Annotated in this window: 18 protein-coding genes; 14 read left to right on the top strand and 4 right to left on the bottom strand. The window is 42.0% G+C overall.

Annotated elements, in window-relative coordinates:
- Positions 1–14 precede the first annotated feature (14 nt).
- The 10 genes from IPP86_17315 (at position 15) to IPP86_17270 (ending at position 9,453) form a co-directional block, all read left to right on the top strand.
- Positions 15–470, top strand: a complete 456-nt coding sequence (locus tag IPP86_17315; protein MBL0140259.1) for an NADH-quinone oxidoreductase subunit C — start codon at positions 15–17, stop codon at positions 468–470.
- A gap of 64 nt (positions 471–534) precedes the next feature.
- Positions 535–1,650, top strand: a complete 1,116-nt coding sequence (locus IPP86_17310) for an NADH-quinone oxidoreductase subunit D (protein MBL0140258.1) — start codon at positions 535–537, stop codon at positions 1,648–1,650.
- A gap of 28 nt (positions 1,651–1,678) precedes the next feature.
- On the top strand, positions 1,679–2,755 hold the full coding sequence (gene nuoH / locus IPP86_17305) for an NADH-quinone oxidoreductase subunit NuoH (protein MBL0140257.1): 1,077 nt from the start codon (positions 1,679–1,681) through the stop codon (positions 2,753–2,755).
- Positions 2,756–2,836: 81 nt separating this feature from the next.
- Complete coding sequence (locus IPP86_17300) at positions 2,837–3,316, top strand: 4Fe-4S binding protein (protein MBL0140256.1); 480 nt, start codon at positions 2,837–2,839, stop codon at positions 3,314–3,316.
- Entirely contained in the window at positions 3,316–3,831 is a 516-nt protein-coding gene (locus IPP86_17295) for an NADH-quinone oxidoreductase subunit J (protein MBL0140255.1), read from the top strand. The genes IPP86_17300 and IPP86_17295 overlap by 1 nt, the downstream gene beginning before the upstream one ends.
- The gene (gene nuoK / locus IPP86_17290) at positions 3,828–4,142 is read left to right on the top strand and encodes an NADH-quinone oxidoreductase subunit NuoK (protein MBL0140254.1); all 315 of its coding nucleotides are present in this window, start codon (positions 3,828–3,830) and stop codon (positions 4,140–4,142) included. Before IPP86_17295 ends, nuoK begins: the two co-directional genes overlap by 4 nt.
- Positions 4,143–4,189: 47 nt before the next feature.
- On the top strand, positions 4,190–6,127 hold the full coding sequence (gene nuoL, locus IPP86_17285; GenBank protein MBL0140253.1) for an NADH-quinone oxidoreductase subunit L: 1,938 nt from the start codon (positions 4,190–4,192) through the stop codon (positions 6,125–6,127).
- A 6-nt stretch (positions 6,128–6,133) separates the two neighbouring features.
- Positions 6,134–7,624, top strand: a complete 1,491-nt coding sequence (locus IPP86_17280) for an NADH-quinone oxidoreductase subunit M (protein MBL0140252.1) — start codon at positions 6,134–6,136, stop codon at positions 7,622–7,624.
- A gap of 5 nt (positions 7,625–7,629) precedes the next feature.
- Positions 7,630–9,039, top strand: coding sequence for an NADH-quinone oxidoreductase subunit N (locus IPP86_17275; protein ID MBL0140251.1), 1,410 nt, complete (start codon positions 7,630–7,632; stop codon positions 9,037–9,039).
- A gap of 51 nt (positions 9,040–9,090) precedes the next feature.
- Positions 9,091–9,453: a hypothetical protein gene (locus tag IPP86_17270; GenBank protein ID MBL0140250.1), complete on the top strand. Its 363-nt coding sequence runs from the start codon at positions 9,091–9,093 to the stop codon at positions 9,451–9,453.
- Between the two features lie 115 nt (positions 9,454–9,568).
- Here IPP86_17270 and IPP86_17265 read toward each other — a convergent pair whose 3' ends face one another.
- The 4 genes from IPP86_17265 to IPP86_17250 all read right to left on the bottom strand — a co-directional run bounded on the left by IPP86_17265 (position 9,569) and on the right by IPP86_17250 (position 13,468).
- On the bottom strand, positions 9,569–9,967 hold the full coding sequence (locus tag IPP86_17265) for a response regulator (protein ID MBL0140249.1): 399 nt from the start codon (positions 9,965–9,967) through the stop codon (positions 9,569–9,571).
- Between the two features lie 10 nt (positions 9,968–9,977).
- Positions 9,978–10,367 carry a response regulator gene (locus tag IPP86_17260; GenBank protein ID MBL0140248.1) on the bottom strand — a complete coding sequence of 130 codons (390 nt, stop codon included), beginning with the start codon at positions 10,365–10,367 and terminating at the stop codon, positions 9,978–9,980.
- A 151-nt stretch (positions 10,368–10,518) separates the two neighbouring features.
- The gene (locus tag IPP86_17255) at positions 10,519–11,160 is read right to left on the bottom strand and encodes a response regulator transcription factor (GenBank protein MBL0140247.1); all 642 of its coding nucleotides are present in this window, start codon (positions 11,158–11,160) and stop codon (positions 10,519–10,521) included.
- A 19-nt stretch (positions 11,161–11,179) separates the two neighbouring features.
- Complete coding sequence (locus tag IPP86_17250; GenBank protein MBL0140246.1) at positions 11,180–13,468, bottom strand: PAS domain S-box protein; 2,289 nt, start codon at positions 13,466–13,468, stop codon at positions 11,180–11,182.
- Positions 13,469–13,853: 385 nt separating this feature from the next.
- On the opposite strand from IPP86_17250, the gene IPP86_17245 reads away from it, so the two are divergent.
- The 4 genes from IPP86_17245 to IPP86_17230 all read left to right on the top strand — a co-directional run bounded on the left by IPP86_17245 (position 13,854) and on the right by IPP86_17230 (position 17,581).
- The gene (locus IPP86_17245) at positions 13,854–14,330 is read left to right on the top strand and encodes a cytochrome c (GenBank protein ID MBL0140245.1); all 477 of its coding nucleotides are present in this window, start codon (positions 13,854–13,856) and stop codon (positions 14,328–14,330) included.
- A gap of 35 nt (positions 14,331–14,365) precedes the next feature.
- A complete protein-coding gene (nosZ, locus tag IPP86_17240) occupies positions 14,366–16,327 on the top strand; it encodes a Sec-dependent nitrous-oxide reductase (GenBank protein MBL0140244.1) in 1,962 nt (653 codons plus the stop codon).
- Positions 16,328–16,541: 214 nt separating this feature from the next.
- On the top strand, positions 16,542–17,114 hold the full coding sequence (locus IPP86_17235; GenBank protein ID MBL0140243.1) for a hypothetical protein: 573 nt from the start codon (positions 16,542–16,544) through the stop codon (positions 17,112–17,114).
- 20 nt (positions 17,115–17,134) lie between these two features.
- Positions 17,135–17,581, top strand: coding sequence for a nitrous oxide reductase accessory protein NosL (locus IPP86_17230; protein MBL0140242.1), 447 nt, complete (start codon positions 17,135–17,137; stop codon positions 17,579–17,581).
- Position 17,582 lies beyond the last annotated feature (1 nt).

Raw genomic sequence — 17,582 nt, 5'->3', positions numbered from 1 at the left:
CGGGTACAAATACTATGACAAAGGAAGAATTAAAAGAGTCCTTACTCCGCGTTTATCCGGAAATGGTTTTTGAAGAAACGGGAGAATGGTTGAATGTTTCAGTTGAACCTTCTGCTTTTCTTTCTGTTGCAAAAGATCTTCGGTCACGCGATGAATGGGAATTCGATTATTTGTTTTGCCTTACCTGTGTCGACTGGAAAACACACCTGAGTATGGTTTATTTTCTTCGCTCCTTTAAACACCGTCACATGCTGACTGTAAAAGTGAAGCTTGACAGAAACAACCCGGAGATAGAATCAGTGAATCAGATCTGGAGAACCGCGGAATTGAATGAGCGTGAAGTCTATGATTTGTTCGGAGTAAAATTCCTCCATCATCCTGATCTCAGAAGAATTCTGCTTACTGACGATTGGGAAGGATGGCCTTTGAGAAAAGATTACGAAGATCCTGTGAATATTATTAAACTATAAATTCGAATTTGTTTTAGAAGATCCCTGAATTTTAAGTGAATGAAAAAAGGGATCATTGCAATATATGCTTGAAGAAATCGGAACGACTGAGCAGGGAGACCTGGTGATCAATGTGGGGCCACAACACCCGGCGACACACGGAGTTTTACACCTTGTGATCACCCTCAATGGGGAAACTATCAAAAAGGTAGATCCTCATCTTGGATATATTCATCGGTCCATTGAGAAAATGTGTGAAAGTCTGAGCTATCGCCAGTTTATTTACACGACATCCCGGATGGATTATCTCAGTTCACACATTAACAATCATGCATGCGCATTGGTTGTTGAAAAGGGACTACAGGTTGAAATTCCACAAAGGGCTCAGGTGATCCGTGTTCTTATGGATGAATTAACCAGGCTCGCTTCTCATCTTTTGTGGTGGGGTGCCATGGCCATGGATGTGGGTGCAATTACACCATTTTTTCATGCATTCCGTGAACGTGAGTTGATCACCGATATCATGGAAGAAACATGTGGAGCCCGGCTTACCATGAACTACATGGTTCCCGGTGGTGTGATGGCGGACATACATCCCAACTTCCAGACAAAAGTAAAATCACTTATAGCAGGACTGAAATCAAAGCTTCCCGAATACGACGAACTTGTTACCGGAAATATTATTTTCCAGGAAAGAATGAAAGGCGTCGGTTATATCTCTAAGGAAGACGCGATTTCTTATGGCTGCAGCGGGCCGGTCGCGAGAGCATCCGGAGTTAGTTGCGATATCCGTAAATGGTACCCGTACGATTGCTACGCCCAACTTAAGTTTGATGAAATCATCCGTACAGAAGGTGATTCGTATGCACGTTACCTGGTAAGAATGGACGAAATGCGTCAGTCCATCGCCATTATCGACCAGCTTATTGATGTAATTCCTGAAGGAGAATTTCAAGCCAAAACAAAAGCGGTTTTGAAATTGCCAAAAGGTGAATTTTATACCATGGTGGAAACTGCCCGTGGTGAGCTGGGTGTCTATATCGTGAGTGAAGGTGCTACTACTCCTTATCGTATCAAATTCCGTTCTCCCGGTTTCTCCAATTTATCCGCATTGAATCACATGTCTATAGGAGGAAAGATCGGAGACCTGGTGGCTACGATGGGAACGCTCGATCTGGTCATTCCGGATATCGATCGTTGATTAATTGTGAATTATTTAAAATCTTAGAATGCTTAGTCTTGAAAATATAAGTAGTCAAATTCAAACCTGGTTGTACGGCCATCTTCCGGCAAAACTGGCATTGTTGTCGGAGTTTTTTATTGTGGGTCTTTTGATGATTGGGTTGTTTGCTTTCCTTGGACTAGTTTTGGTATTCATGGAAAGAAAAGTTTCTGCCTATATGCAGATCCGCCTCGGGCCAAACCGTGTAGGTCCCAAAGGAATTTTCCAGACACTTGCCGACACACTCAAATTAATTTTAAAAGAAGGTTTAAGACCTATTGGCGCGGATAAGTTTCTGTTCAATCTTGCACCATACATTGTCATGATGGTAGCCATGCTCCTTATGGCTCCGATCCCGTTTGCAAGAAATGTGCAGATCTGGGATGTGAATATTGGTGTCTTGTATATCTCCGCCATTTCATCGATTTCTGTAATTGGAATTCTTATGGCCGGATGGTCAAGTAATAATAAATACTCTTTATTAGGCGCTATGCGCAGCGGCGCGCAAATTGTGAGTTATGAACTGTCGGCCGGACTGGCAATCCTTTCCATCGTTATTCTTACAGGTAGTTTGCGCTTATCGGATATTGTCGCGAGTCAGGCTACCGGCTGGTGGATTTTCAAAGGACATATTCCAGCGCTCATTTCATTTGTCATTTTTATCATCGCGGTAACAGCAGAAACCAATCGTGCTCCTTTCGATCTCGCGGAGGCGGAATCAGAACTTACTGCAGGTTTCCATACAGAATACAGCGGTATGCAATTCGCTTTGTTCTTTCTTGCGGAATATGTAAACATTTTCATCGTCACTGCCATCGGAGCAACGTTGTTCCTCGGCGGTTGGATGCCTTTTCACATAGGCGGTTGGTCGGCATTTAATCATATCATGGATTTTATCCCATCTTCTATATGGTTCTTCGGAAAAACATTCTTCCTGATTTTTGTAATCATGTGGTTCCGATGGACCTTTCCAAGATTGCGTATTGATCAATTGTTGAATCTCGAATGGAAATATCTGCTTCCAATCGGGTTGTTCAATTTGTTGCTGATGACTTTGATTGGAATTTTGGGATGGCATTTTTAGAGTGAAGCGTGAAGAGTATTTATTGTGTGAGGAAGTGCGGGTGTGGATTTGAGGTGTAGGTAGAATTTGAAATAAAAAGACATGGGTTTTTTAAAAGAATATATAAGTACAGTTTATCGCTCGGTCGCATCACTTCTGAAAGGAATGAAGATGACGGGGTATTACTTTACTCATCATAAAGAAATCATTACAGAGCAATATCCTGAGAACAGGGATTCCCTGAATCTGGCTGAACGTTTCCGGGGAGAAGTGGTAATGACTCACAATCAATCGAACGAGCACCGATGCACAGGATGTACCGCTTGCGAGCTGGCTTGTCCGAACGGTACAATCAAAATCATCACGAAGTTCGATGTGGGTCCTGACGGCAAAAAGAAAAAAGCCATCGATACCTTTATCTATCACCTGGAATTATGCACCATGTGTAATCTCTGCATTCAGGCCTGCCCGACGGATGCAATTAAAATGGCACAAACATTTGAGCACAGCGTCTTCAATCGTGCCGACCTCACAAAGGTGTTGAACAAACCGGGATCAAAATTAATGGAGGGTGTAGAGTAATGAGCGCGCATATCATTGTTTTTTATCTGCTGGCAGCACTGATTTTAGGCGGTGGTTTCATGGCAGTTACTTCTCGTAAAATATTCAGGGCAGCGGTATATCTTCTTTTTTCCCTGATTGGAATAGCGGGATTGTATTTCTGGATGGAATACGAATTTCTCGCCGCAGTACAGATCATTGTATACGTTGGAGGAATTGTAGTGTTGATTATCTTCTCCATCTTCCTGACACAGACTTCTTCGCTGGATATGCCCAGACCAGGGTTGAGCAGGAGATTATTCGCGGGATTAGCTGTTGTATGCGGCCTCCTGCTTACAACTACAATAATCTTACAGCATTCTTTTGTGCCTTCACTTGATCCGCCCACTGAAGTAAGTGTTGCGGCTATCGGAACCAAAATGCTAAGCGTTGGAGAAGGTGGATATTCACTTCCTTTTGAAGTGGTCAGTTTATTATTATTGGCAGCCATGATTGGTTGCATAACGATTGCAATTAAAGCTCCGGGAGACAAATGAACGAGATTGGTTTAACACACTTACTTGTATTGAGTACATCTTTGTTTTTCATTGGTGTATATGGTTTTCTGACAAGAAGGAACCTGATTGTCATGCTCATGTCGGTTGAGTTATTATTGAATAGTGTGAACATTAATTTCCTTGCCTTCAACAAATTTCTCTTTCCCGGGAAAATGGAAGGTGTGTTCTTTAGCATATTTATTATTACGATCGCTGCTGCTGAAGCGGCTGTTGCCATAGCCATTATCATCAATCTCTACAGAAGACACAGATCAATCGATGTGGAAGACGCAGAGGTGATGAAAGATTGATTAAATAGTACACTTGCAGAATACCTGAATTGAAGAATTAAAGAACGATGAATATTTCACTGTTGGTACTTGTTCCTTTATTGCCGCTTGCTTCTTTCCTTTTACTTGGATTGTTCGGCCGGAAATATATCGGGAATTTCTCAGGGATTATCGGAACCCTTTCACTGGCTGTTTCGGCTGTGATCAGTCTGCTTACCGCCTATAATTATTTTTTCAGTTTCGGCAAAGCAGGTGATACGTATACCGCTGTTATTCCATTACAGTTTACCTGGTTGAAATTTAGTGAGACCCTTTCCATCAACATGGGAATTCTCCTGGATCCGATATCAGTGATGATGATCGTCGTGGTTACTTTTGTTTCCCTGATGGTGCACATCTACAGTCTGGGTTACATGAAAGGGGAGGAGCGCTATGCGACATATTATTCTTTCCTCTCTTTGTTTACTTTCTCCATGCTTGGATTAGTATTGTCCACCAATATTTTCCAAACATATATTTTCTGGGAACTTGTCGGAGTGTCATCGTTCCTTCTCATTGGATATTATTACAACAAACCTTCAGCAGTTGCTGCAGCGAAGAAGGCATTCATTGTGACACGGTTTGCAGATCTGGGATTCCTGATCGGTATTCTAATATTATCCTTCTATTCAGAAACGCTTGATTTCGTTTCTCTCACAGAACGTCTCACTACACCCGGTTCACCCTTTGCTCAATCGGCTTCTTCCGCGACCTTCCTCGGAATTTCAGCTCTTACCTGGGGATTGACTCTGGTGTTCATTGGCGGAGCCGGCAAATCCGCGATGTTTCCTTTGCATGTCTGGTTGCCGGATGCCATGGAAGGCCCGACACCTGTTTCCGCTCTCATCCATGCAGCTACCATGGTTGTCGCTGGTGTGTATTTGGTAGCCCGATTGTTCCCTGTATTCTCACTGGCTTGTCCGGTCGCACTCGATGTAGTCGCATATACCGGGGCAATTTCAGCTCTGGTTGCCGCATTGATCGCCTGTACACAAACCGATATTAAACGTGTGCTGGCATATTCTACGATGTCTCAGATCGGTTACATGATGTTTGCTCTGGGAGTGTCAAATTATGGTGGTGAAGCAGGTGTTGGTTACACAGCTTCCATGTTCCATTTATTCACTCACGCGATGTTCAAAGCGCTGCTCTTCCTCGGAGCAGGTTCTGTGATTCATTATGTGCACAGCAATGAGATGAAAGATATGGGAGGTTTACGGAAATTTCTGCCTGTCACACACATTACCTTCCTGATCGCTTGTCTTGCAATAGCCGGAGTGCCTCCATTTTCAGGTTTCTTCAGTAAGGAAGAAATTCTCCTCGCCGCTTTCCACTCAAATCCCCTGATATATTGGGTGGCATTAGTAACTGCGGGAATTACGGCATTCTATATGTTCCGTCTGTATTTTTCAATCTTCTGGACTAAACCTTACGAAGATCACGGGCATGCACATCATGGTGAAGGACCTGCATCGATGTTATTTCCACTTGGTGTATTAGGATTGCTGGCGATTTCTGCAGGATGGATTCCCTTTGGAAATTTTGTTTCTTCGGATGGAAAGGCCCTCGCTTCTGAGATGCATATTTCATTCAGCATATTGCCGGTGGGACTTTCTCTCGCCGGAATTCTCATTGCTTTTGTCTTTTATAAAAAAGTATCTGCTTATCCGGATAAAGTTGCGGGCCTTTTCGGTTCCTTCTTTTCAACGGTTAAGAACAAATTTTACATCGACGAAATTTATCTCTTTATCACAAAGAAAATTATATTCAACCTGATCGGCCGACCCGCCGCATGGATTGACCGTAATATTGTGGATGGTGTGATGAATACTTTGGGCGCCGCTGCACAGGTTTTCTCGTTCTCTATTAGTGGAATGCAGTCCGGGAAAGTGCAGAACTATGCAGCCTATTTCCTTACCGGGGTTATCGGACTGGCATTGCTCTTTATTTATGTTTGGATTCATTAAGAAAAAATTATGATTCTCACGATACTCTTGCTTCTTCCTTTACTTACTGCCGCAGTTCTGGCAATTAGTAACGCGAAGGCATCCCGAACAGTAGCAATGGCAGGCTCGGGGTTGCAATTGCTTGCATCCTTGTTGCTTCTGCAAAATTACCTTGCCGAGCGTGCGTTGGGCAATACTGCTGCGTTCCTTTTTGAGTCCAGCTCGGCATGGTTTCCCGCTCTAAATATTAATTTTCATATTGGTGTTGATGGAATTTCTGTAGCCATGATTTTACTGACCTCCTTCGTGGTTTTTGCAGGAGTATTGGTTTCATGGAAAGTTGAAAAAATGACCAAAGAGTTTTTTCTCTTACTCATCATTCTCAGTGCGGGAGCTTATGGATTCTTTATTTCATTGGATTTGTTCCTGCTCTTCTTCTTCCTCGAAGTAGCGGTGATTCCCAAATATCTTCTCATTGGAATCTGGGGTAGCGGACGTAAGGAGTACAGCGCGAACAAACTTGCATTGATGCTGATGGGAGGCTCTGCTCTGGTACTTGTCGGGATGCTCGGGATGTATTTTAATTCCGGAAACAGCTTTGATATTGTCCATCTCAGTACATTTCATATTCCCTTTTATATCCAGAAAATATTCTTCCCGTTCCTCTTCATCGGTTTCGGTGTGTTCACAGCTATTTTTCCTTTTCATACCTGGGTTCCTGACGGTCACTCATCCGCGCCAACCGCGGCTTCCATGTTCCTGGCCGGAATCAGTATGAAACTTGGTGGCTACGGTTGTTTGCGTGTGGCTACTTACCTGATGCCGGAAGCAGCTCATTATTATTCAGGATACATTGTACTCGTCGCCGCGATTGCCATTATTTATGGCGCATTTGCAACGATGATGCAAACAGATTTGAAATACATCAACGCGTATTCTTCAGTAAGCCATTGTGGTTTTGTGTTGTTGGGAATTGGCATGCTGACGAAAACAGCGATTACCGGCGCAGTGCTCCAAATGGTATCACATGGCCTGATGACGGCACTCTTCTTCGCCGCGATCGGAATGTTGTATGAAAGAACACATACGCGGGCAGTAGCTGAACTTGGGGGTTTAATGAAAATGATGCCCTTTATCAGCACCGTCTTTTTTATCGCCGGTTTGTGTTCACTGGGACTTCCCGGATTCAGTGGTTTCGTAGCTGAAATGACAGTGTTCATTGGTTCCTGGCAACGTAGTGGAACGTTTTATCACATAGCCACCATCCTGGCTTGTATGTCTATCGTGGTGACTGCTGTATACATTCTGAGAGCTACAGGTCAATCGGTAATGGGTCCGGTAAAAAATGCAGGTTTCTCTAATCTGACGGATGCACATTGGAATGAAAAACTAGCGGCTGTTGTATTAATTGCAGGAATTGTCGCGATTGGAATAATGCCGTTTTGGCTCAACGACCTGGTATCCCCGGGTGCTGATGCCATCTTTAATCAATTGAGCAGAATTGCTCTTTTAAAATGAATGGAATGACAGATTTCTTGTTGTTGATGAAACATGAATTGAGTCTTGTGCTCATTCTGGTTTTTCTGCTGGTCTTAAAAATCAGGAGTAAACCAATCGTGAATTCATCCCTTATCAATGTGATGAATGTACTTTTGCTCCTCAATTTTGCCTGGGGTTGGATGATGAATGCCAACGGTGAATTGTTCGGCGGTATGTTCAGAAACTCCGCGCTCCTTGCATTTGAAAAAAATATCCTCAGTTTCGGACTGCTGATTATTTGTCTTCAATCTTCCGGCTGGCTTAAGAATCACAAACATCTTCCCGAATTCTACATGTTGATTGTCTCCACTTTGATTGGTATGTTTTTCATGCTTTCAAGTGGTAACCTGCTGATGTTTTATCTTGGATTGGAACTGTCTACCATTCCTCTTGCTGCTCTTTGTAATTTCGATCTTGAAAAACCTAACAGCAGTGAGGCGGCGATGAAGATGATCATGTCATCCGCTTTTTCTTCGGGCATTTTATTGTTTGGTATCTCCCTGTTTTATGGACTGACAGGTTCATTTTCTCTTCAATCCATCACCTATTATTTTGACGGAAATCCTTTGCAGATTCTTTCATTCCTCATGATCTTTTCCGGTTTCGCTTTTAAATTATCTGTTGTTCCTTTCCATTTGTGGACCGCGGATGTATATGAAGGCGCACCGGTGAGTGTGACATCTTACCTTTCTGTTATCTCCAAAGGGTCCATGGTATTTGTTTTCGTGTCGGTGATGTATTCAACTTTCAGAGGAATGTCTACAATCTGGTACGATGCACTGGTGGTGTTGTCGATCATTACCATGGTGGTGGGAAATCTTTTCGCGCTGAGACAAAACAACATGAAACGATTTCTGGCTTTTAGTTCAATAGCCCAGATCGGTTATATTCTCATTGGGATATCAGGAAGTTCAGATGCAGGGATGGCTTCGTCCATTTATTTTATTCTGATTTATATCTTCTCCAACCTTGGAGCATTCGGAGTAATTTCTCTGATCTCTTCTGAAACAGGAAGAGAATCTGTAGATGATTTCAAAGGATTGTACAAAACCAATCCGATGCTTAGCTGGGTTTTGGCTTTGTCACTCTTTTCATTGGCAGGTATACCGCCAACAGCGGGATTTTTCGGAAAAATATTCTTACTTACTGCGGGTGCTGCGAAAGGAAACTATTTGCTGATTACCATTGCCGCGTTGAACATGATCATTTCGCTCTATTATTACCTCAGGGTAATCCGGGCGATATTTATGGATACCAATGAAAATCCCGTTCGTCTTGTGCAGGGAGACTGGAGTTACAAAGCTGCATTGATTATTTGTGTCGCAGGGATACTGATTACCGGTTTCACGACAGGATTGTACGAGTATATACTTTCTCTGAGCAATGGTCTCTGATCTAAGAGACTCTCGGAAAAATTTGAATGCAATAATGTAATTTGTTTTAAAATGGCCATTAACCAAAACCATTTATTTGAGGATCTTGACGGTGTGAAATGTTCCATCGTTGAAAAGAATGCCGCTCAGTCAAGGGTTGATTTTTTGAAGCCATTGCTTGAATACAACGGTTACCAGGTTGTCGTTGTTAAAAGTCCGCCTCCAAAAGGGGCTCCGGCTCCTGATCCTGATAAGCCGGTCAGTGCAGGTCCTGAAACCTTTACCATAGGAGTAACAGACGTCAGGTTTAATCCCACAAATGCCGTATTTGGGAGGCTTTTAAGGACGTCGCAAGGACAAGTGGTGACTTTGGCTTATTGGCAACAAAAAGAGGCTGTATCGAACCCTGATATCCCGTATTACGAACACCCCTGATCGGATTGATGGGGATTTTTGCTTTGGTAAAATTCAGAAGCTTAGATGGGGAGTTTTTTAGCAATAGCCGGTAAAACGGATGTTGTTTTTCCAGTTGATATGAATCGAAAAGAGATCAGGATGCCAAGCCGCGGAGATCTTCAACGGTAAAAGGTTTCCGAAGTACCTTATGGATTAATTTATTTTTGCCGGCTGATTGCCGGATCTCGTCGGTAATTTCTGTAGAATACAATATGAACTTTGGCGGATTACTTTTCGGAACCAATGCTTCAATTTTTTCGATGAATTCAAATCCGTCCATCTCAGGCATCCGAATATCTATAAAAAAAAGTTCCGGCCAGTCAATTTGTTGTTTAGTCCTGCTCTCTAATTCCTGCAATGCATCTTTGCCGGTTTTGTATGTTAAAACAGTGTTCGCGAATTTCGCCGCTTCAATTATTTTTTTTGAAATGAACAGGTCAACATCGGTATCATCAATGATCACGATTTGATTGTACGGACTGTTGAAGCTCATAAAATGAATATTAGGAGGCAGCTGATTGTCGCGGTTGATATCTTAGAATATCTGCGATTTGGTCGAATTCAAGCATTTTGTCCAGGTAATAATCAGCTCCCAACTCAAGACATTTTTGTCTGAGGTATTCATCCGGATGAGTCGTAAGAAGAATAATTTTTACTTCATGCTTTTGAAGACGAAGTTTTTCAAGCACATCGAGGTCATTCATGCCTGGCATTTTGATATCGAGCAGGATAAAATCCGGGTTCATGAATTCTGCCAGCGCCAAGGCTTCGTGGCCATTCTTAGCATACCCTATTGAGGTAACGAAATCGAGTTCAGATAAAAGTTCCCGGACACGCAGTGCCAAATCAGAGGAACCTTCAGCGACCAGAACTTTTAGGGGGCTCTTTAACATATAGTTTTATAGCAACAAAAAAGCAAAAAAGTTACCCCGAATGCATAGGGTAAGATGGCATAAAGCTGTCAAAGGATATTCCAATCCACTGTCACATTCAATACTACAAAATTTGCATTCTAACCCCTGGGGGTAGAAGCAATGAAATTGATCATGTGGAAATAATGTTGTTGGAAATAGCGTAATGCGTCAACTCAGCATTGGTACGCATGTTCATTTTTTCCAGAATCCTGGCGCGATAAGTACTGATGGTATTCACGCTGAGAGAAAGCGATTCCGCGATTTCAGAAACTGTTTTACCTGAAGAAATCATTTTAAGAACGTAAAACTCCCGGTCGGAGAGTGATTGATGCGGCATTTCATACTCCTGTACATGGCCTCCAATCGCCTCGGCAAGTTTTTCAGCGAGTGAATGTGTGATGTACCTTCTGCCTTTCAAAACCTGTCGTACTGCCTGTACAAGTTCCTCCGGAGCGGCCTCCTTTGTAATATATCCTTGTGCTCCGGCTTTCAACACGCGAATGGCATATTGATCTTCGGGATGTATACTCAGAATGATTACAGGTGTTGCAGGCAATTCGGATTTTAATTGTTTCAGCGTATCCATTCCGCTTCTGCCCGGCATGGACAGATCGCTGATGATGATGTCCGCGTTAAAAGTTCTGGCCTTCCTCAGCAATTCCAGTCCGTCTGCTGCTTCTTCGAAATTCGCCTCCGGAAATTCTTCCTGTAAAATTTGTTTTAAGCCCTTACGAACAATACTATGATCATCTGCGAGAAGTATTTTTATCATATTAAGATGCTTGATAGATTTAATCAATGTCAAATGGTGTAGTCAATTTGACTGTGGTTCCTATACCCGGTTCGCTGGATATTGTCAGGTGACCCTTCAGCGATGTAGCCCGTTCACGCATACCAATCAGGCCAAGGTTAGGCAGTTGTTGTCGTTCAGTATCCTTAAAACCGATGCCATCATCTTTGATCACGAGAACCAGTGAGCTCTCTTCAAGAGAAAGAGAGGATAGCACTTTGGCCGCGGAAGCGTGTCTGGCAACATTTGTCAGCGATTCCTGAAAGATACGGAATATACCGGTGGCAAGATCCTGATTGTATTTTTGATCAACTAATTCTGTACTGAAATTACATTGTATTCCGGTACGTTTACTGAATTCCTGACTTTGCCACTGCAAAGCGGCAATCAATCCGAGATCATCCAGGATTCCGGGCCGGAGTTCTGTCGCGATCCTTCTGACGGTTCTCACTGTTTCATCAATCAGATGCATTACTTCGTTGGCTTTCGATTTCAAAGATGGATCAACAGGTTGCATTTTTTTTGTCAGCCAGGAGATATCCATCTTTAAACCGGTTAGTTGTTGTCCCAGTTCATCGTGAATTTCTCTGGCGATGAAAGTTCTCTCTTCTTCCCTGATTTTTTCAAGATGGGCTGACAATTTCCGTAGTTGGTTGTTGGAATGTAAAAGTGCTTCTTCCGCAATCACTTTTTCAGTAACATCATTGGCAAGTACCAGAAGAGCAACCTGATTGTCTAGATGAATTTCATGCGTGATAATTTCTACATCAATCAGAGATCCGTCTTTCTTGCAATGTTTCCAAACTCCCGGATTTTTCACATCAGCAATTGGTTTATCAACGCATTTCAATAACCTGTCCCTGTCTTCAGGTGTCAATAAGTCGATGGTTCCGAATTGAAGAAATTCCTCTCTTGAATAACCATACTTCTTTATCGCTGATTCATTAACGTCAAGTATTTTTGTGCTAGGCCAAACGACCATCCACATCGGGAGCGGATTGTTTTCAAATAAAAGTTTGTACTTATGTTCCGAATAAGCCCTTCGTATTTCCGCGTTCCGCACATCCGTCCGGTCTTTCATGATGATTGTAACACCATCCGGTGAAGGATAAATGCTTTTGTAAAACCATTTTTCGAGCGGTGCGAAATATTCTTCTACTTCAATATTTTTCTGGGTTTCCATAGCCAGAATATCCGCTTTGAACAAAGGATGATTTTCAACACCCGGAAAAACATCCCAGATTATTTTTCCGATCAGATCAACGGACTTGATGCCCAGCATTTCCTCTGCCTGCTTGTTCAGCATTGAAAACCTCCATTCTGTATCAAAGGCAATGAACCCATCGGTCATTCGTTCAAGTGTTTGCTTGATATTGTCAGTCTTTTCGAGAACCTTCAGGGATAATTCTTTGTTGAATTGTTTTAGTTGTGTTTCGTATAACTTTTGTGAAGTAATATCCTGGTTGATGGATACATATCCCGACAATACGCCATTGGGCTGACGAATAGGGGTAAGGGAGCTCAATACATCGATATAAGTTCCGTCTTTTCTTCTTTGGGATAATTCACCTTGCCAATGACCATTTTCGCAAACCTGTTGAACAATCGCGTCAATCTTTTCACGATTCAAAATAGCTTGCATGAATTCTGTTCCGGTTTTATCAATCACCTCAGCCGCGGCATAACCATACATGTTTTCTGCACCCTTATTCCAGCTTTTGATAACCATATTGGCATCAGCAGAAAATATCGCGTCACTGGATTGTTGAATAATGCTGGTCAGGTATTCCAGCCGGCTATCATTTCTTTTGCTGTCTGTAATGTCCAACAATATGGAACGACTGTACAGGAATTCACCGTTCTCATTTGTCACAGCCGTCGCATCCAATCGAACCATGAAATTACTTCCGTCTTTTCTGAGCAATTCAAATTCCAGATTCGATATAGCTTTGTTGCTCAGGAAATCAGGGAATTTACTTTCAAAAATACCTTTGTATTCCGGAGCCAATATGTCCGAAAATTTTTTTCGGCCTATCAATTCTTCACGCTGGTAGCCCAGCCAGCCCAACTCCGTTTGATTAATAGAAACAAAATAACCATTCATATCTATTGAATGATATCCGCAAGGCGCATGATTGTAAAAATCGACATATTGTAAGTCTTCATGATCCCTGGTTTTTTCAGTTTGTTTTTTATTCAGAATATACTTCCGGGTTATTTGGAAAATTGAATAACTCAAACTGAACAGTAAAAGAAAGATGCCAATATTTAAGAAATTGATTTGCGCCATAAACGATCAAATTGAGGAGTAGAAAATAATTTCCTCCTGTTTGAAACCTTGTTTTAAAAGATGTGAAAAAGTATAAATAAATATAACACTGTTTTCATTGGTTAATAAATTGAAGGTTATTAACACTATGCGTGAAAAAGGCTAAAAAACACTAAAAACTAACTTTTTTCTGGCGTCCAGTACCCGGTTCTGATTTGGGGCTATTCTTGCGTTTTCCATACTGAAAATAGTATGAAAACTTAGTTTCTTCATTGATGAATCTCACAAAGTCCTCTGAGTTTGATCATGTAGCGAATTCTCTACTTCTCAATACATTTGAGGCATAAATAAAAACAATTAGACCATGAAAAAAACAGTGCTCTCTCTCTCTATTAAAACCCTGAAAATGTCCATTGCAGCTCTCCCGGTGCTGTTCATTATTACCACCTTTCAGGGTTGTTCTTCCAATACCAATGAATCTACCGATGCAAATAGCGGCGGCGGCAACATGATGAAAGATGCCGAAGAAATGAAAGATGACGGTAAAGGAATCGGTCCTGTTAAATCAGTGGAAATTCCGGCAACTATTGACGTAGCGATGGCTGAAAGTGGTCAGAAGCTTTTCGAAGCGAAATGTACCGCCTGTCACAAATTCGCAGCTGAGAAATATGTCGGTCCCGGACTCCTGGGTGTTACAAAGCGCCGTAAACCAGAGTGGATCATGAACATGATGTTGAATCCGGCTGAAATGACTCAGAAGGATCCAACAGCCAAAGAATTACTCGCAACCCATCTCACTCAAATGACCAATCAAAATGTCACTGAAGCTGATGCCAGAAGTATTTATGAATACTTCCGCAAAATGGATGGCGCTTCCAACTAAATGAAACATTAACATAAAAACCAGGAGGATTTATTATGAAACAATCATTTAAAATGTTGTTTATTCTTTCAGCTGCCTTGGCCATTGGTGTCCTTGCCGGTTGCGGAGGTAAACAGGAAAAAAAGCAGGTAAATGTAGGTGATGCACCTGCCAAAGTCTATGTGGCACCGGGTAAACTCGACAAATATTACGAGTTCCTTTCCGGTGGATTTAGCGGTCAGGTTAGCGTTTACGGATTGCCTTCCTGCCGACTCTTGAAAGTTATACCTGTATTCGCTCTCAATGCGGAGAATGGTTATGGCTTTACAGAAGAATCGAAAGAAATGCTGAACTCTACGCATGGTTATATTCCATGGGACGATTCACACCACCCTGAACTTTCTATGACCGATGGAAAGCCGGATGGAAAATGGTTGTTCATCAATTCAAACAATACTCCACGTATTGCAAGGATCAATTTGTCGACCTTCCGTACAGAGGAAATCATCGAGATCCCGAACAGCGGCGGTTGTCACGCTTCACCATTTACTACTGAAAATACAGAATACGTTGTTGGCGCAACACGTTTTAGTGTGCCAATTACCGGCAATAAAGATGTTCCTATCAATTCCTACAAAGAGAATTTTAAAGGAACAATCACTTTTGTAAAAGTGGATAAAGAAACCGGAAACATGGGAATCGGATTCCAGATTCTTATGCCTGGCTTCGACTACGATTTGTCCCATTGCGGTAAAGGTCCCTCATCCGGCTGGTTCTTTTTCTCCTGCTACAATACTGAACAAGCACATACTTTGTTAGAAGCGAATGCAAGTCAGAATGACAAAGACTTCATGGTTGCCTTGAACTGGAAAAAAGCTGAAGAATACATTGCAGCTGGCAAAGCGAAAGATTTTCCATGCAAATATTATCACAATAAACTGGATGAGAAATCCCACATGACAACTTCCCAGGTTATGGAAGGTGTGAAAATGCTGGATCCGAAAGATTGCCCGGGCCTTGTCTACCTGATGCCTTGTCCGAAATCTCCACATGGCGCCGACGTTGATCCATCCGGTGAATACATTGTTGGTGGTGGTAAACTCGCTACAGTTATTCCTGTTTTCGGATTTTCAAAAATCCAAAAAGCGATCGAAGCCAAAGATTTTATCGGTGATGTTGATGGAATTCCAATCCTGAAATACGAAAGTGTCATGGCAGGTGAAGTTCAAAAACCAGGTCTTGGCCCGCTGCACACTGAATTTGACGGTAAAGGCTTTGCATATACTTCCTTCTTCGTTTCTTCAGAAGTTGTGAAATGGAAACTGGGAACATGGGAAGTAGTGGATCGTATTCCTACTTACTATTCCATCGGTCACTTGTCAATTCCCGGTGGCGACTCAAAAAGCCCATGGCCCGAATATTTGTTAGCCATGAACAAAACCACCAAAGACCGTTACCTGCTTACAGGTCCTGAATTGAACCAAAGTGCACAATTGATCGATATCACCGGTGAGAAAATGCGTATGCTCTACGACTTCCCAACAGTTGGTGAACCACACTATGCACAGGGAATTACAGCTGATTTGATAATGAATCACCAGGTTAAAGTATTCAAACTGGAAGAGAACAAACACCCTTATGCGTGTATTAACGAAAAAGATGCAAGGGTTGAACGCAAAGGAAATGAGGTGCATGTATACATGACTTCTGTAAGATCTCACTTTGTTCCTGATAATATCGAAGGTGTTAAAGTCGGTGATGTGGTGTACTTCCACGTGACCAACCTTGAACAGGATTGGGATACTCCTCACGGCTTCGCGATCAAAGGGTCCACAAGTTCTGAATTGTTAATCATGCCTGGGGAGACACAAACTTTGAAGTTTACTCCAAAAGAAGCGGACATCTACCCGTTCTATTGTACGGATTTCTGTTCCGCGCTTCACCAGGAAATGCAAGGATACATGCGAGTTTCACCTGCCAACTCGAATGTGGCGCTTAGTTTTTCGACAGGTAAATAATAGGAGAGAGAGTGAAAAGGGGAGGTATTTATATCTCCCCTTTCGCTTTTTATAGACCTTACATAGCTGAATTTTCAATGTGAATTCGCATGTATAAGATACTTTTTCGCATCTTTTATCTTGATAGCTGTCAAGTCTTGTTCTGATACCCATCATTCTGAAATAAAAACACAATATCTACCTTTAACAAGGATTGTAAATCAATAACCCAATTATGAAAAAATTATCTTCCGTCCTGATTGTTGTAGCGTGTCTGGCTATGGTTTTCAGTCTTTTTGTTCCGCTTTGGACAGTCGATCTTGAAGCTCCCCAATATCCGGAAGGTTTAACTTTACAGATCTGGCTGAATCAGTTAAGCGGCGACGTAGAAACAATTAGTGGATTGAATCATTATATCGGAATGAAAAAAATCAGTGTTGAGATGTTTCCCGAATTCAGTTATATGCGAACAGTTGTGATCGCTGTAATTATTTCCGGATTGATAGTTTCAATCTTGAGAAAGAAATGGTTGTTTGCGATTTGGTTCGCTGCTTTCTTTGCCATCGCGGCATTGGGCATCTATGACTTTTGGAGCTGGGAATACGATTACGGTCACAACCTTGATCCTCGTGCAGCAATAAAGATTCCTGACATGTATTATCAACCACCACTTATTGGTTGCAAACAATTGCTTAATTTTAATGCATGCTCATTTCCTGCTACTGGTGGATGGGTTATTATTATAGCCGGAACAACTTCATTTCTTGTCTTTGCTTATGAAATGTTCCTGAATAAAAAGAAAGCGTAATGCAACGTCAATAAATTCATATGCTCAACCGAATCATTGTGGCGAACATCTTTATTTTCCTTCTATTAATGTTGAATAGCTGTCAGACAGATCCTGAACCCATTCACTACGGATCAGATGCATGTTCTATGTGTAAGATGATAATTGTCGATACCCATTTTGGCAGCGAACTCATTTCGTCGAAAGGGAAAATTTATAAATTCGATTCTATCGAATGTTTGGTTCGTTACCTGAAAAAAAATGATGCTTCAAATACCTATAACAATCGTTTGCTTGTAACAGATCATTCCCGTCCGAACACATTTGTGGAAGCACAATCCGCATCTTATCTTCATTCCGAAAAATTACCAAGTCCGATGGGTGAATCTCTTAGTGCTTTTGAAAGCAAAGATTCTTTACAAGCTTACTTCAACCGTTTTGGAGGTGAGCAGCTGACTTGGGAAGATGTTCGCGTGAGGGTGAAATAAT

Source organism: Bacteroidota bacterium (assembly GCA_016720935.1).
GTDB lineage: Bacteria > Bacteroidota > Bacteroidia > AKYH767-A > 2013-40CM-41-45 > JADKJP01.
Note: the sequence above shows the minus strand (reverse complement) of the source record. Positions and strands in the feature narration are given on the sequence as shown.